Here is a 15,826-nt window from a genome sequence, read left to right on the forward strand (position 1 = left end):
ATGGATGTGAATGTCTTTCAGCAAAAGTTAAAAAATGTGCAAAATGGCGGTCAGCCAATGATTTGTACGCCGCTCATTGGACAAACAAAGGAAGAATTGTTTCTTGAAGTTGAGGTGTTAGCTGAGAAAAAGCCTGATGTGATAGAGTGGCGAGCGGATTTTTTCAATCACCTCAATGACAAGGAACAAGTCATCGACACCCTAAAAGGGATGATCGAAAAGGCAGATAGCATCCCATTTTTATTCACCATTCGTTCTGAAAAAGAGGGCGGCGAACGCATCTCACTCTCAGAGGATGAAAAGGTTTCCCTGCTTGTTGAGCTTTGTGCCACTCAGCTTGTGGCTGCCGTTGATTTTGAATTAATGCATGATGTCTCGCATATCCAGCAAGTCAGTCAGGCGGCTAAGAGAAACGGGGTCATCTTGATTGTGTCGTACCACGATTTCCAGCGTACCCCTGCGGCGGATCGGCTCGTGGAGCTATTCACCCATGCAGAATCGGTTGGCGCCGATATCGCAAAGATCGCCGTCATGCCGCATTCCTATGAGGATGCATTGACACTGCTCTCTGCGACAGGCAAGGCGAAAAAGCATCTGTCCATCCCCGTTATTTCGATGGCGATGGGGGAATATGGCGCCTTCACAAGAATGGTAGGTGGACTCTTTGGGTCTATCATGACCTTTGCTGTAGGGAAAGAAAGCTCAGCACCTGGACAAGTTGCGATACAGGATTTGAATACCGTTCTATCGATTGTGTTTTCAAAGAATCAGTGAGTAGCAGATTCATAGCTGCACCGTGAGAGGAGAGAAACATGAAGAAGAATATATCTACACAGGTCATTCAGTATTTAGAAAATCGAGGAGTTGAGCATATCTTCGGTCTGTGCGGTCATACGAATATTGCTTTTTTATCAGCGCTAGAAAAAAGCCGTATTCAATTTGTGAATGTCAGACATGAACAGATAGCGGCGCATGCAGCAGACGGTTATGCACGAGCGAAAAAACAGACGGCTGTTGTGCTCAGTCATTTAGGTCCTGGACTCACCAATGCGGCAACAGGCGTAGCGAATGCCGCACTCGATTCCATTCCAATGGTTGTTATTGCAGGAGATGTTCCAAGTCATTACTACGGAAAGCACCCACACCAAGAAATCAATCTTCATTCCGATGCTTCTCAATACGAAATTTATCGCCCGTTTGTGAAAAGAGCATGGCGAGTTGACATTCCAGAATTATTTCCAGAAATTCTATCAAAAGCGTTTCAGTTAGCTGAAAGCGGCCGCCCTGGGCCAGTCCTGATTTCAGTTCCGATGGATGTGTTCTCAAAAGACTTAGATGTGTCGTTATTTGAACAAATCGCTCATCATACACACACCGTTGAAAAACCATCTATTGATGATCAAACAGCGAATCGGATATTAGATCGATTGCTGCAGGCAGACAAACCGCTCTTATATGTAGGGGGAGGCATTTTACTAGCCGATGCAGCAGAAGAGTTAAAGGCATTTTCTGACCATTTGAGTATCCCTGTTGCCCATTCTTTGATGGGGAAAGGGGCGATGCCAGATGATCATCCAATGACCCTTGGCATGACAGGGTTTTGGGGGACGAAATTTATCAATGATCAGTGTAAAGCAGCGGACTATATATTGGCTTTAGGCACCCGTTTTGCTGAAGCAGATGCGAGTTCGTGGGAATCGGAGTATACGTTCAATTTCCAATCAACCAAGCTCATTCATATTGACATTGATCCGAATGAAATTGGCCGAAATTATCCTGTGGAAATTGGAGCGGTAGCAGATCTCAAGCAGGCCCTGACCGTACTCAATCGTGTGGCGAAAGAAAGGCTGCCAGAAGGTCTGGATCGCCCTCAATTGAAAAAGGACATTGCGGTATATCGTGAGGAATTTCAGAAGAGCAATTTGACGAATATTCAAGACGAGTCTTTCCCAATGAAACCACAACGTATTTTGCAGGAAGTGCGGGAAGTATTGCCGCCTGATGCCTTCATTACAACCGATGTTGGCTGGAATAAAAATGGGGTCGGACAGCAATTTCCTGTATACACGCCAGGCACTATTTTAACCCCAGGTGGTTTTGCGACGATGGGATTTGGCGCTCCCGCTGCACTTGGAGCAAAGATTGCCCAGCCTGACCGTGTCGTTGTATCACTTGTCGGGGACGGCGGATTCGGTCAAAATCCATCTGTTCTCGCAACAGCTATGGAAGAAAACATTCCTGTCGTGTGGATTGTGATGAACAACAGTGCGTTTGGGACGATCGCCGGCTTGCAAATGGCACACTATGAAACGACATACGGCACTGTTTTTAGAAAAGATGGAGAAAGCTATTCGCCTGATTTTGCAGCCATTGCAAGAGGTTATGGGATGAAGGGGATCAAAATTACGGCGGCTTCTGAATTCAAAGAAGCTTTGGCTGAAGCGATCGCTTCTCAGGAACCATGTGTCATTGATGTAGCGATGAAAAATGATCCTGTGCCTACTGATGGACATTGGAACATTAATGATATTTATTCACCAAATACAAAACGTTCACATGTCAGTGTGAACTAAACATGAATAGGGAGGAATCAACAATGAAAATTAAAGTGTTAAATCCATTTCAAGACGGTCATCCATTATGGTTAGGTTTAGATCATCCAGAAGAGAACATGATTCGGAAGGTGTTTCAAACGATCACACCAGATACCGTTGGATCAGAGCATATGATGGCAGGTCTCACTATTTTTGAGCCGGGAGAAGCAAGCTCAGTACACAATCACCCGGGTTCAGAGGAATTTGATTATGTGATTAAAGGGTCTGGCGAAGTCATTTGCGATGGAGAAAGACAATCATTTAAACAAAATGACTTTATGTTTATTCCAGACGGTGTCTCGCATCAGCATGTGAACACAGGGGACGAACCTTTATGGCTGATTTGGCTCTATACACCGCAAGGGCAGCTGCCGAAGGACTAAAGAAACCTTGCACGAGAGAAAGAAGAAAAGGGGCTAAAATAGAAAGCATTTTAGCCCTTTATCAATTGAACGAAAGGGAGTCAAGCAATGAATAAGAATACACCACTTGAAGGAATCAAAATATTAGATGTTTCTACGATGATTGCTGCACCATACGGCGCGGTGCTTCTAGGAGATTTCGGTGCAGAGGTCATTAAAGTCGAGATTCCTGGAAAAGGGGATACACTGCGGCATGTTGGCCCTTTTGCAGATGGTGAACCTTTGAGATGGTCAGGGCTTTCAAGGAATAAGAAATCTCTTACACTCGATCTACACAAAGAAGAAGCAAAAGACATTTTTAAAAAGCTTGCAGCGCAGGTTGATGTGATCATTGAAAATTTTCGTCCGGGCACACTTGAAAAATGGGACGTTGGGTACGATGTATTAAAAGAAATCAACCCTCGTTTAATTATGATTCGAGTTTCGGGTTATGGGCAAACCGGTCCATTTAAGGACAAGGCGGGATTTGGTACACCTGCGACGGCATTTAGCGGCTTTACATATATTCAAGGGTTTCCAGATCGGCATCCAGTCAGCCCGTCCTTTTCCCTTACGGATTATATCGCAGGAATCTATGTGGCGTTTGCCACTGTGACAGCGATGTATTACCGTGACACACATCCAGAAGGAACAGGGCAAATGGTGGATTTGGCTCTCTATGAATCTGTGTTCCGCATGTTAGAATTTTTGGTTGCTGAATATGACAAGCTAGGGAAGGTGCGTGAGCGTGCACCAGGGTTAAGCGGTCATTCAAGCCCTGCCGGCACCTATGAGACAAAGGACGGGCATTATTTGGTTCTTGTGACGAGTACAGATTCGACCTTTAATCGATTGGCAGAGGCGATGAATCGCTTAGATTTACTAGAGAACGAGAAATTCTCTGTGAATGCAGCCAGGCTGAAGCATAACGATGAAATGGATGCGATCGTCTCGCAGTGGATTGCGTCCAAAACAAGAGATGACGTCCTAGACATTCTAGATACACATGGTGTGCCTGTGAGTCCGATTCTAAGCATTCGGGATATCTTTGAGCATCCGCAATTTAAAGCACGAGAAAATATTGTCGAGGTGCATCATCCACGTCTTGGAAAAGTGAAGGTGCCTGGAATCATTCCGAAGTTTGAAAAAACCCCCGGCCGTATTCGCCATATTGCGCCTGATTTAGGTGAACATAATTATGACATTTTAACGAAAATGCTTGGCTTCACAGAAGAAGAGTGTAAACAGTTAGAAGAAAAAGGGGTCATTTAAGACACTCAACCGATCCGCACGCTGCGGAAACAAAGGAGGATGGTTATGAAAGTGCATTCAGAACTGAAGGGGAACGACTTGCGGCCTGCTTATGTGAAACCAACAAAAGCTCGTTTCGGCATCTTGATTCTGTTGTTTTTTATTACCGCTATTAACTATATTGATCGAGCCAGTGTATCCATTGTTGCACCTGCGATTCAGTCTTCATTGCAATTAAACCCTGCCTTATTAGGCCTCATCTTTTCAGCATTTAGCTGGACCTATACAGCCATGCAGATCCCTGGCGGCTTTATTCTTGATAAGTTTGGATCAAAGGTAACGTATGGAATATCACTCATTACTTGGTCTATTTTCACCGGTTTACAGGCGTTTGCGAACAGCTTTGCCTTCTTATTTGGCTGCCGTTTGTTTATCGGAATTACAGAATCTCCCGCATTTCCTGCGAATAATCGCATTGTGACCACATGGTTTCCAAGGCGGGAACGCGCATTTGCAACAGGGGTTTATACCGCTGGAGAGTATGTGGGGCTTGCATTTGCGACACCTCTTCTTTTTTGGATCATGACAACTTTCGATTGGAGAACCGTCTTTATCACTGCTGGTGCGCTCGGTATTATATTTGCTTTCTTTTGGTACAAGTTTTATCACGAACCGAAAGAGCATCCAAAGATCAATGAAGATGAGTTAGAATTGATCCGTCAAGGCGAAGGGCTGACAGTGGCATCACAGGAGAAACTGAAATGGGCAGACTTTGCCGCACTTTTGAAATATCGTAAATTGATTGGACTCTATATTGGTCAATTTTCTGTTGCGTCTACCCTCTTTTTCTTTTTAACATGGTTTCCGACCTATTTAGCAGAGGCGAAAAATATGGCCTTTCTCAAAGTGGGTTTTGCGGCATCCCTGCCATACATCGCTGCATTCTTTGGAGTGCTGTTTGGAGGCTATGTGTCTGACTGGCTGCTTAAAAAGGGTGTATCGGTCAATGTAGCGAGAAAGCTGCCGGTTGTGGTCGGTCTGCTTCTGACAAGTACCATTGTTTTAGCGAATTTTACAACGAATATCCCGCTTGTGCTGACTATTTTATCCATCGCATCCTTTGCGCAAGGACTGTCTAATATCTCCTGGACCATGCTGTCTGAGGTGGCACCAAGAGAAATGGTCGGGCTGGCTGGCGGCGTATTCAACTTTTTTGCTAACTTATCCGGCATCATCACCCCGCTGATCATCGGATTCATTGTATCGGCGACAGGCTCTTACAACGGCGGTATTTTATTCGTCAGCCTAGTGGCATTAGGCGGAGCGTTGTCGTATATCTTTATTGTGGGTAAGATTGAACGGATTCAATTAAAATAATAGAGAGTAAGAAAAAGAGAACTCATTGGGTTCTCTTTCAGCGTGTAGACAAACCCTCGCATTCGGTGTCAGTCCTGCGTGCCGGTGCTCACGAATGTCAAATTCGCTCCGCGCCGGTACTCGCCCTTCCTAGGGTTGCAAAGGTTTTCTATCACACTGAAAAAAAGACAAGGGGCTAAAATCAAATTCATTTTAGCCCTTTGTCAACAATCTTAAAAGAGAACTCATTGGGTTCTCTTTTTCTATGAATAAAAGATGACGGTGATGATCGTTGCACATGCGATACCCATGCTGATATAAAAACCAGCAAACCAGATATTCCATCGAGTGATTCGGTAAGGGTTGACCTTCATCAAATCGGCTAATAGGGAGACAGATACATTATATGGGCTAAACATGACCGTTGAGGTTCCAGCGATAATGAGCATGATTGCGATGGGAAGGGCAGGCAGTTCATGAATGACAGGTGCCATCAAGCTCACTAAGAGAGCAAGCGAAACGAGCGGGTGAAAACCGCAAAGAGCGGTGATGAGAAAATACAGCCCGATGACCCCATAAACCCAAATGGCATGATCTGATATACTGACGATAAATGCTTGAATCGGCTGCAGGCTGTTTGTGACAAGCAGCATATCGACAAAGAAGCCCGCGCTTAAAAATAGACACATATAATTGGAGAGCTGGCGGGTCCGTTCTTTCCAATGGGGAATAGAGACGGCTACATATTGTTTTCGTTTTTTGATGATAGACGAGAATAATAGAGCGAAAGGAATAATCGTCAGCACAACAGCGAACAGATAACCTTTCCCAATCCAGGCGTCAACAAGCGAAACGACTGTCATAAAACTGAGCAGCATGAAAGCAAGCTGAAGGGTTTTTCTCTTGATGCGATGAGGGTTGGAGTAAGCTTCTGCCGGCTGGATGATATGCGGCAATCGTTTGCTTTGACGAGAAAACAGCAACCAATCCGTCAACAGCACAAGCACCATTAAACAAAAGGTAACGGGTGCAATCTGATAATATTTCAATTTGGTTGCATCAATGGTAACACTCACCAGTACTTCGACAGGACTCCAGCTAAGACATAGCGCATATGACCTTAAAAGATTGCGCGTATAAAGGTGCTGTTTGACTTGTTCCTGAAGGGCGTTCAGCGACGGTTTTAAGGATGTATATAATAAGGGAATCGTTGCGATATTTAAAAACATGCCAAGAACATGAGTGACAAATGAACTCTTGCGATAAAGCTGATTTGTACTCGTTGTATGTAAGGTAAGCAGTTTATTTAATTGAGTATCGAAATGTCCAACATGTATGAGAGAATGAATAAATGGCAACATGAAAAATAAAGAAAGCAAGCCTAGCATGGAATGAAAATGAAGAAAAAGCGTATGCAAAGGCTGTTCTGACCAGAAAAATAACACCAATCCAATCAAGAGAAACATAGCACCCGTTTTCAAATAAAGCCCATTGGCCTTCTTAAAGGAAATGGTGAGCGAAGCAGCCGCCAGCAGACCAACCAAATAGGAGAGAATGGGAGCAGGGAATAGTTGATGAACGATGTATAAGCTAATAAGAAGTGTGAAAATGAGCAGGTAGATCATGATATCTCCTCCATCAAAACATCTATCGGTTTTATTCCGTACAGTGGAATTTGTTTTCTTTTAATGGAACATTTAAAATGGATTATAGCAAAATTGGTTAATCATGTCGATAAGAAATCAAAGGGGAAAAGGAGAAAGTGAACATGGCTGATAAGAAGTCAAAAGAAGAATCAGGATTGCGTACCGTTCAGCGTGCTTTGGATATTCTTTCTTGCTTTAGCGAAGAACGTCAAGAGCTGACGCTAACGGACATTTCAAAAGAGATGAACTTAGCAATGTCTACCACAACGAGACTGCTTAAGGCACTTGAAATGAATCATTTTGTAGAAAAGAACCAAGAGACAATGAAGTACCGGCTCGGTCAAAGACTTTATCTTCTCGGTTATATTGCTGGGAAGTCCATCAAATTGAGGGAACTGGCAAAACCGCTCATGTACACACTTCGTGATGAAACAAAGGAAACCGTCAACCTGTATGTGCTCGATCACAAAAGCAGGGTATGTATTGAACAAGCCGAAGGGCTGCAATCGATTCGGCATCTTGTGAAAATCGGTGAGAAGCTGCCGTTATACGCTGGTGCTGGTGGAAAGGTGCTGCTTGCTTTCCAAAGCGAAGAGTTTCAACAGCAAGTTTTCGCGTCTGAGGCTGATCACATGACGATGGAGGAATGGCAAAAAGAATGTCGTCATATTCTTGAAACGCATACCGCTTGCAGTATTGATGAACGGGAAGTCGGATCGGCGGCAGTGGCGGCACCGATCTTTAACATTCATGGGGAGGTGCAGGCATGTTTATCCATCTCTGGACCGACCCAACGATTTACTGAAGATGTCATCCCTCAATTGCAGCAAAAAGTGAAAGAGCATGCCGAGAAGCTCTCCGAACAGCTCGGTTACGTCGTCAAACACAATTTTTAAGAATGCCTATCTTTTCTCAGTCCATTTATCATATAATAGAAACATTATGTAGCATTCCTTGTCGTAAGGAGGACGTGTCACGAACATGAAAAACAATAGAGAGATTCCTGTGAGACAGCGAAATATTGTCCTCATTGGCTTTATGGGCGTTGGGAAAACAACCATTGGGCAGCTCGTTGCCAAAAAGTTATATAGAGATTTTATTGATGTTGATCAGGAGATTGAGAAAAAGTACAACATGACGATTCCAGAAATGTTTCAGCAAAAAGGAGAAGATTTCTTCAGACAGGCTGAAAAGGACTATATCGTCGATTTATGTGAACATACTCAGCTAAAGATCGTATCTCTTGGAGGCGGTGCGTTTAAACAGGAAGAAATCAAACGATCTTGCTTAAAGCATTGTACGGTTCTTTTCCTTGACCTATCTTGGGAGAATTGGAAACAGCGGCTGGATATTTTAATTGAAAACCGTCCTGTTCTTCATAACCGCACGCTTGACGAGATGAAAGAGTTGTTTGAAGAGCGCCGGGAAATTTATTCCCTTCATAACTCAAGAGTGGAAACAGATCATCTAGAAGCTGAAGAAGTCGCCAATTATATTGTCGACACACTCAAGCTTGGCTGGGATCTATATTCGAAATAAAAAAGTCTATCCTAAGGGGGTAGACTTTTTCTATTAGATCAGGAGTAGTCAAAGAAATCACAGTCTGATGGTTGAAAAAAAGAAGAAAAGATGTTTTTTCCTTCGTCATTATATCAAAATGTATGCATCCTCTATGTGGTGTGACTAGCCGTTTGAAAAAAGTGGTGATTAAACTACAACGAGTTCAAGATGATGAGGTTTTTTGATTGATGTGGGAAACGAAATATATCTCTCATTTTCTTTTTTTGAAAAAATAAAATAGTATCTAAATTCTAATAATCATTTTTTGAATTATTATAATTTTTAAAAATATTGTTGACACCTTCGGTTAGATCATTCTATGATTATTAACGTAAACGCTTACCGTAAACGTTTACTATAACGGATGGGGAGGAATTTGTTGATGAAAAATAAAGAAAAATGGAGCGGTGTATTCCCGGCAGTCTTAATTCCTTTTAAAGATGACTATTCAATTGATGAACCTGCTTTTCGTAAGCTTGTTCGCTGGGTGGCGGAGCACGAAGGGATTAATGGGATCGTTGTCAATGGACATACTGGCGAGATTATGACTTTGTTGCCACATGAACGAGCTGAAGCTGTGCGTATTGCAGCCGACGAATTAAAGGGAGAAATCCCTGTCATTTCTGGGGTTTCTGCTGAAGGGACAATCGAAGCGATCCAGCATGCAAAAGCAGTGGAGGAAGCTGGCGGAGAAGGTATTCTTCTTATGCCGCCACATTCATGGCTGAGATTCGGTATGCAGCCTGAGTCACCTGTCCAATTCTTTCAAGATGTTGCAGAAGCAATTGATATTTCAATCATCGTCCATCAATATCCAACATGGACAAAAACCTCTTATACAACCAGTCAATTATTAGAAATGTCGGAGATTCCAAACGTTGTCTCATTTAAAATCGGTCAAAGAGACATGGCGCAATATGAAGTGGATGTGCGCGCACTGAAAAAGCATGCACCAGATGTATCGTTGCTCACATGTCACGATGAATATTTATTGCCAACATTAGTTCAAGGAATTGATGGGGCGCTTGTAGGTTTCGGCTGTTTTGTCCCAGATTTGATTGCTGAGCTTGTGAAATGTGTGGAAGAACAAGACCTTGTAGCGGCTAATAAAGTGTACGATAGAATCTTTGAATTAAAGCATGCTGTGTATAAAATGGATGAACCTTCTTCTACCTCTCATCTGCGAATGAAGGAAGCGATGTTCCAGCGAGGTTTGATCAGCAGTTCGCTTGCGAGGAAGCCAGTATTACCTTTAACTCAAAAGGAAAAAGAAGAGATTCGTCAGGGCCTTCAAAGTGTTGGTTTACTTAAGGAAAACGTTAGTAAATAACAGACCATTGATTTCATGATGAAGGTGAGTCAGGTTATAATAGAGTATAAAACAACAGACTCCCGGAGGTATGAAATGTGTCAGTAAGTATTAAAGATGTCGCATTGAAAGCTGGAGTATCTATCGCCTCTGTTTCCCGAGTATTAAGTGGCAAACCAGGAGTAGGTGCTCAAACGGCTGAAAGAATCAAACAAGTGATTGATGAATTAGGCTATCGTCCTAATTTAGGAGCTAGAGGGCTCGTTAAAAGAAAGACTGGCAATATTGCTGTCGTGGTTCCTCGTGGTTCATATATTTTGAATAATCCATTTTTTTCGACGATTTTAGATGGGATAGCGAAGGAATTAGATGAGACTGAATTCAATATGTTGATGTCATTTACATCTGTACAGCAGCAGCGATTACTTGAAACGCAGGCTGTAGATGGTGCCATTTTATTTTCTCCAAGAAATGAAGAATTGAGCATGGATTGGTTAAAAAGTTTAGCTATTCCCATTATCGTTGTCGGAAGTTACTTAGAGGATTCTCCATTTCCATGTGTCAGGCCCGATGATGAAGAAGGTGTGTGCCAATCTGTCACGGCCTTATTTGATAAAGGTCATCGAACCATTGGACTGGTCAATGGTCCAATGAGTTCGATGCATAGTGTGAGGTATTACAAGGGGTATGAGCGTACACTGAAAAATTTAGGATTAACAATGAACAAAGAGCTTGTGTTTGAGTTAGATGAATTTGATGGGGGAAAAGTAGTAGAAGTGGTTTCTCAATTTCTCCAAGGAAACCAGCACATGACTGGAGTTGTTTGCTCTTCAGATTTTTTGGCGATAGGGGTCATGAAAGCGGCAGATATCGCAAATGTGTCAATACCTCATGATTTGTCTGTCATTGGTGCTGATGATGTGCCCATTGCAAGTTTTCTAACCCCTTCTTTATCTTCTGTTCATGTTGATTTAGTTGGAATGGGAAGAAAAGCAGTTTCTTTACTAACGCAGTTAGTAGAAGGAGAACAGTTAGAGAAGATGGAACATATCTTCCCGATGTACTATGTAGATCGTGGCACCACGGGAACGCCAAAAAAGAAATGATAGATGCTGAAAACTCATATGATCGCTTTAGAATGTCTCTTCATTTAAAATGTAAGCGATTTCTTTTGTGCTCATCAGCATGTACTTTTGCATCATTTCCTCTATTAAGGAGGAGATACCATGACGTTAGAACTCAGCGGAAATTCAAATTCTCATGATGAGCAAGTTGTTGATAGAGCTTCGCAACTATTGACTAGGATGGAAAGTGTACCTTTTTCGAGATGGCATTTAAAACCTCGTATCATTATGGGATCTGCTACCTTTTTTGATGCTTTTGATGCACTATCTTTAGCGTTTGTTCTCCCAGTTCTCATCGGCATGTGGAATTTATCACCTGCTCAAATTGGTCTTCTTATTGGGTCTGGTTATATCGGACAAGCGATTGGTGCTATTTTCTTTGGATGGTTAGCAGAAAGACGTGGCCGTGTATTTAGTGCAAAGTGGACTGTATTTCTCATGTCTATTATGAGTATCGCATGTGTATTTTCAGGTAACTTTATGGCCCTTTTTATTTTTCGTTTTATACAGGGGATTGGAGTAGGAGGAGAAGTGCCAGTAGCGGCCTCATATATCAATGAGTTGTCCCGGGCCCAAGGCAGAGGGAGATTTTTTATGCTCTATGAGATGATTTTTCCATTAGGATTAATGATCTCAGCTCAAATTGGTGCATTTGTTGTACCTAGCTTTGGGTGGAAATGGATGTTCTTGATTGGTGGAATTGGCGGTTTAATCGTCTTTGTCTTCTTTTTCATGTTGCGTGAATCTCCAAGATGGCTTATTTCAAAAGGCAGGTTAGATGAAGCCGAAAGAATCATTGAAGAGATTGAAGCTAGTACAGACAAACGAATGCCTGTTGCAAAGCAAGTATCCAGCAGCACTGAAAAAGGCGACTGGAAAGAGCTCTTTTCTACTTTTTATCGTAAAAGAACATTGATCGTATGGGGACTATGGTTTTCTGCCTACTTTGTATCGAATGGATTAAATAACTGGTTACCGAGTCTTTATAATACGGTTTACAATTTGCCAGTTGGAGATTCATTAAGGGCAGCCTCTCTCACAAATATTTTACAGACCATAGGGGTATTCGCTTGTGCATTTTTAATCGATAAAGTAGGACGGAAGCGCTGGGCAACCATTGCATTTATCGTAACAGGTGCTTTATTAACGGCTTTATGGATCAGCGGAGCAAATTCTCCAGAAAGCGTTATTTATTTAGGGTCCGCTGCCTACGGAATGATGGGGACAATTACAGTTCTTCTCTATTTATATACACCTGAAATCTATCCAACCCGTATGAGGGTAATTGGTACGGCATTTGCTACAGCGTGGCTTAGGCTGGCCTCAGCGATCGCTCCTATTATGATAGGTTTTATTTTAGAGGTGAGCGGTGTTTCAACTATTTTTATTCTTTTTGCAAGTGTGACTGTAGTGGGAGCAATTCTTGCTTTTAAAATGATCGAAACGAGAGAGAAAGTATTAGAGGATATTGCACCGTAAGTGATGCGTGCAGTGAAGAACTTATTCTAAAGAGGGTAGGTTCTTTTTTTATTTAGAGGATTTACGTACACTTTTGAAAAAGCCTAACCTACCTCAGTTCAATTATCTTATAATAGAAACATCATGCAGCACTCCTTGTCACGAACATGAAAAGTAATATCTATCAGATAGTGTAAATGTAGAATCAAAATATAAAAGTCTACCGGCCAGGGTAGACTTTTTCGATCAGTTTAATGTTTGATCCCTTGAAGCAGTGCAGCTTTTAGGCAAAAGGATGTTGGCTGACGATGTTCGTCGAATTGCAGTTGAAACAGCTGTTTCGTTTCATCGTCTGCAGCATGAAGGTGGGCAACGATTTCCTTTTGAACATTTTCTGGTGTACGTCCTCGTATGATCCAGTCCTGATAATCAATATGCAGATCCCAGTAACGGATATCTTCTTTCGTCAGATGGTTGTCAGCGAAAAGCTCTTTCCATTCTGATAACGAGCTTTCTCGCACATGGGAGGGATCTCTCAGTCTATTTAAATGATTAATAAAGTCATCCTGTGCTTGGTTTTCAGGTGCATAATGATCGACAAGTAGAAATTTGCCGCCTTTCTTTAAGACTCGGCTGATTTCAGACATGGCTGCCGGGAGATGTGGAAAGTGATGAGCAGCAAATCGGCATGTGACCAGATCAAATGATGCATCAGAAAAGGGCAATGCGTCTGCGGATGCCTGCTCAAACGTAATGTGGCTCAACTGGCGCTCTTCCGCAAGAGCTGTAGCAACCTCGATCATTTTGGGTGTGACATCAATCCCGATTCCTTTAGAGATGACGTCTGAAAAGGAAAAAACGGTATGACCTGCCGCGCAGCCGATATCAAGTAGATGCTCATCGCCCTTTGCCTTCGCCGCCGTTTTCATCCATTCAAGTTCTTTTCCAGCTGCAAAGATGGGTGAATCTCGGTAGTTCTCTGCATTTTGTGAGAATTGTTTCTCGGCTTTTGAATATGGATTCATTCCTTTACCCCCTTTTTGTTGTTTCTTTATCGTAGGGTTCTTCCCGTGATTTGTCTAAGACATAAAAGATATGATATGAATAGTTAAAACCTATGAGGTGAGAGAAGTGGATATACGAATGATGGAATATGTCATGGAAGTGTACCGGCAGCAAAGCTTTACAAAAGCAGCGGAAAAACTTCACATTGCACAGCCCTCGTTAAGTCAGCAAATTAAAAAACTTGAGGAGGAATTAGATACTCCTCTGTTTATTCGGAAGTATGGACAAGTCACTCCTACACCTCAAGGAAACCGATTGATCAAAAGAGCAGAAACCATTTTGAAGGAACGAGATGATTTGTTGCGTGAGATGGGGGAAGCTGCTTATGAGGTAGGGAAAGAACTGAAGATCGGTGCGCCAGCTGTCACAGGGGGATATGTCCTGCCAAGTTTATTAAAAACCTATTGTCAAACGTATCCGCACGTTCACGTTCATTTGATAGAAGAATCGCCTCGTGAGCTAGAAAGACGTTTACTCGCTGGGAAACTGGATCTGGCGATTCTTTCTCTGCCTGTCGAGCATGAATCATTGAAAACAAAACAAATGCTAACAGAGCCGCTTCTCCTCGCCATTCCGCAAACGGCTCAGCCGTGGTTGACGGATGAACTGAATGAAATCATCAATCAAGCGGATCAAGAAGGGTCTGTCCCGTTTCACCTTCTGGAAAACGCCCCATTTATTATGCTGAAAGAGGGATATGGCTTTCGGCAAGTGGTCACGGAACTGTGCCGTCATCATGGCTTTCGGCCGAGAATTGCATTTGAAACAAGTCATATTCAAACAGCTCAGGCATTGGTTGAAAATGAGCTAGGTGTGACGGTGGTGCCGAAAATGGTGGCACAAGAGGAAAGGAAAGCAGTCACTTATTTACACATTGATTCATGCCCAACCCGTACTCTTGTGTTTGCATATGTGGAAGAAAGATATTTAACGAAAGCCGCTCAAGCCTTCATGGACCTTCAACAGAATCAAGGAAAAGCTTAAACAAACGTTTAATTAAACGTAAAAAGCAGGGGAGTCCCCTGCTTTTACCTTTTTTCAGCGTGATAGAAAACCTTTGCAGTTTAGGAAGGACGAGTACCGACGCGGAGCGAATTTGACATTCGTGAGCACCGGCACGCAGGACTGACACCGAATGCGAGGGTTTGTCTACACGCTGAAAGCAGGGGGCCCCTGCTTTCTAATATAAATCCAGCCGCTGATCTGTCATGACGGGGATTTGTTGTCTCACTTCATCTACGAGCTGAAGATCAATGTTTGCATAATAAATGTCTTCTTCATCATTTGTCTCAAGTAGAATGCGTCCGAGCGGGTCAATCACCATGGAGTGACCAGGGAATTCAGTGTCTCTGCTTGTGCCCGTCCGGTTCACCGCAATCACAAATGACTGATTCTCAATGGCTCTTGCGATGAGCAGACTGCGCCAATGGTCCACTCTTGCTGACGGCCATTGAGCGGTATTAACAAGCACCTTCGCCCCTTTGTTCACGAGCGTCCTAGAAAGCTGAGGGAAGCGGAGGTCATAGCAGATCATCGCACCAATCTTGACATCTTCACCATAGTCAAATAAACCAAGCTGATCACCAGCGGTTAAATAGTTGTGTTCATCCATTAAGCGGAATAAATGAATTTTATCATAATCTAACAAAAGCTCACCTTGGCGGTTAAAGACATACATTGTATTGGTGATGTTTTCATCTTCTGTCCTCTTATTTAAAACACTGCCTGCGATGAGATACACTTGGTGCTTGCGGGCAAAGGAAGAGAAGAGTTGTTTTGTTCGCTCGCCATCTGCATCGGCAAGCTCATCCGCTTGTTCTAACGCATAGCCGGTATTCCACATTTCAGGTAGAATAATCAAATCAGGCTGTTGGCGGATGGCTTCTTCTAAAAACGCTTCTGCTTTCTGAAAGTTTACATCAGGTTCTCCTATTTGTACGTCCATTTGAATCAGGGCGATGTTCATGTCGGTCTGCCTCCTTTATTCGTTTCATGCAATGAATGGTTCGGGTGATATTGCCTGAAGCATCTAGTCTTCAAGCCAGTTTCTTTATCATAAAGC

14 protein-coding genes are annotated in these 15,826 nt (G+C 42.9%); 11 read left to right on the forward strand and 3 right to left on the reverse strand.

The features are described 5' to 3' along the window. The 5 genes from aroD (at position 1) to NSQ64_RS02350 (ending at position 5,623) form a co-directional block, all read left to right on the forward strand. The gene (gene aroD, locus NSQ64_RS02330; protein ID WP_341014835.1) at positions 1-774 is read left to right on the forward strand and encodes a type I 3-dehydroquinate dehydratase; all 774 of its coding nucleotides are present in this window, start codon (positions 1-3) and stop codon (positions 772-774) included. 38 nt (positions 775-812) lie between these two features. Continuing rightward, complete coding sequence (locus NSQ64_RS02335; protein ID WP_045034610.1) at positions 813-2,573, forward strand: thiamine pyrophosphate-binding protein; 1,761 nt, start codon at positions 813-815, stop codon at positions 2,571-2,573. Positions 2,574-2,596: 23 nt separating this feature from the next. Continuing rightward, positions 2,597-2,977, forward strand: coding sequence for a cupin domain-containing protein (locus NSQ64_RS02340; RefSeq protein WP_024718975.1), 381 nt, complete (start codon positions 2,597-2,599; stop codon positions 2,975-2,977). Positions 2,978-3,064: 87 nt separating this feature from the next. Continuing rightward, positions 3,065-4,267, forward strand: coding sequence for a CaiB/BaiF CoA transferase family protein (locus NSQ64_RS02345; RefSeq protein WP_341014838.1), 1,203 nt, complete (start codon positions 3,065-3,067; stop codon positions 4,265-4,267). Between the two features lie 45 nt (positions 4,268-4,312). After that, complete coding sequence (locus NSQ64_RS02350; protein ID WP_268438513.1) at positions 4,313-5,623, forward strand: MFS transporter; 1,311 nt, start codon at positions 4,313-4,315, stop codon at positions 5,621-5,623. 242 nt (positions 5,624-5,865) lie between these two features. Here NSQ64_RS02350 and NSQ64_RS02355 read toward each other — a convergent pair whose 3' ends face one another. Beyond that, positions 5,866-7,227: a hypothetical protein gene (locus tag NSQ64_RS02355; RefSeq protein WP_341014841.1), complete on the reverse strand. Its 1,362-nt coding sequence runs from the start codon at positions 7,225-7,227 to the stop codon at positions 5,866-5,868. 143 nt (positions 7,228-7,370) lie between these two features. Here NSQ64_RS02355 and NSQ64_RS02360 point away from each other — a divergent pair, with 143 nt between their 5' ends. The 5 genes from NSQ64_RS02360 to NSQ64_RS02380 all read left to right on the forward strand — a co-directional run bounded on the left by NSQ64_RS02360 (position 7,371) and on the right by NSQ64_RS02380 (position 12,720). Continuing rightward, positions 7,371-8,144, forward strand: a complete 774-nt coding sequence (locus tag NSQ64_RS02360; RefSeq protein ID WP_017366579.1) for an IclR family transcriptional regulator — start codon at positions 7,371-7,373, stop codon at positions 8,142-8,144. Positions 8,145-8,229: 85 nt separating this feature from the next. Next, positions 8,230-8,787: a shikimate kinase gene (locus NSQ64_RS02365; protein ID WP_025206715.1), complete on the forward strand. Its 558-nt coding sequence runs from the start codon at positions 8,230-8,232 to the stop codon at positions 8,785-8,787. Between the two features lie 403 nt (positions 8,788-9,190). Further along, a complete protein-coding gene (locus NSQ64_RS02370; protein ID WP_045034606.1) occupies positions 9,191-10,138 on the forward strand; it encodes a dihydrodipicolinate synthase family protein in 948 nt (315 codons plus the stop codon). A gap of 77 nt (positions 10,139-10,215) precedes the next feature. Then, positions 10,216-11,223 carry a LacI family DNA-binding transcriptional regulator gene (locus NSQ64_RS02375; protein WP_341014846.1) on the forward strand — a complete coding sequence of 336 codons (1,008 nt, stop codon included), beginning with the start codon at positions 10,216-10,218 and terminating at the stop codon, positions 11,221-11,223. 120 nt (positions 11,224-11,343) lie between these two features. Next, positions 11,344-12,720 (forward strand): MFS transporter, encoded by a 1,377-nt coding sequence (locus NSQ64_RS02380; RefSeq protein WP_024718969.1) that lies wholly within the window; start codon positions 11,344-11,346, stop codon positions 12,718-12,720. Between the two features lie 230 nt (positions 12,721-12,950). On the opposite strand, the gene NSQ64_RS02385 is transcribed toward NSQ64_RS02380, so the two are convergent. Next, a complete protein-coding gene (locus NSQ64_RS02385; protein ID WP_274660763.1) occupies positions 12,951-13,724 on the reverse strand; it encodes a class I SAM-dependent methyltransferase in 774 nt (257 codons plus the stop codon). 118 nt (positions 13,725-13,842) lie between these two features. Between NSQ64_RS02385 and NSQ64_RS02390 the strand changes: the two genes are divergently transcribed. After that, entirely contained in the window at positions 13,843-14,748 is a 906-nt protein-coding gene (locus NSQ64_RS02390) for a LysR family transcriptional regulator (RefSeq protein ID WP_144626412.1), read from the forward strand. Between the two features lie 196 nt (positions 14,749-14,944). Here NSQ64_RS02390 and NSQ64_RS02395 read toward each other — a convergent pair whose 3' ends face one another. Further along, positions 14,945-15,730, reverse strand: coding sequence for a carbon-nitrogen family hydrolase (locus NSQ64_RS02395; protein ID WP_144679667.1), 786 nt, complete (start codon positions 15,728-15,730; stop codon positions 14,945-14,947). Between the last annotated feature and the right edge of the window lie 96 nt (positions 15,731-15,826).

This window comes from Bacillus sp. FSL W8-0183 (genome assembly GCF_038006825.1).
Lineage (GTDB): Bacteria > Bacillota > Bacilli > Bacillales > Bacillaceae > Bacillus > Bacillus altitudinis.

Coding starts and splice junctions, on each gene's coding strand:
- NSQ64_RS02385 (WP_274660763.1), bottom strand. CDS start 13,724: ATGAATCCATATTCAAAAGCCGAGAAACAATTCTCACAAAATGCAGAG.
- NSQ64_RS02380 (WP_024718969.1), top strand. CDS start 11,344: ATGACGTTAGAACTCAGCGGAAATTCAAATTCTCATGATGAGCAAGTT.
- NSQ64_RS02340 (WP_024718975.1), top strand. CDS start 2,597: ATGAAAATTAAAGTGTTAAATCCATTTCAAGACGGTCATCCATTATGG.
- NSQ64_RS02390 (WP_144626412.1), top strand. CDS start 13,843: ATGATGGAATATGTCATGGAAGTGTACCGGCAGCAAAGCTTTACAAAA.
- aroD (WP_341014835.1), top strand. CDS start 1: ATGGATGTGAATGTCTTTCAGCAAAAGTTAAAAAATGTGCAAAATGGC.
- NSQ64_RS02370 (WP_045034606.1), top strand. CDS start 9,191: ATGAAAAATAAAGAAAAATGGAGCGGTGTATTCCCGGCAGTCTTAATT.
- NSQ64_RS02395 (WP_144679667.1), bottom strand. CDS start 15,730: ATGAACATCGCCCTGATTCAAATGGACGTACAAATAGGAGAACCTGAT.
- NSQ64_RS02365 (WP_025206715.1), top strand. CDS start 8,230: ATGAAAAACAATAGAGAGATTCCTGTGAGACAGCGAAATATTGTCCTC.
- NSQ64_RS02355 (WP_341014841.1), bottom strand. CDS start 7,227: ATGATCTACCTGCTCATTTTCACACTTCTTATTAGCTTATACATCGTT.
- NSQ64_RS02360 (WP_017366579.1), top strand. CDS start 7,371: ATGGCTGATAAGAAGTCAAAAGAAGAATCAGGATTGCGTACCGTTCAG.
- NSQ64_RS02335 (WP_045034610.1), top strand. CDS start 813: ATGAAGAAGAATATATCTACACAGGTCATTCAGTATTTAGAAAATCGA.
- NSQ64_RS02345 (WP_341014838.1), top strand. CDS start 3,065: ATGAATAAGAATACACCACTTGAAGGAATCAAAATATTAGATGTTTCT.
- NSQ64_RS02350 (WP_268438513.1), top strand. CDS start 4,313: ATGAAAGTGCATTCAGAACTGAAGGGGAACGACTTGCGGCCTGCTTAT.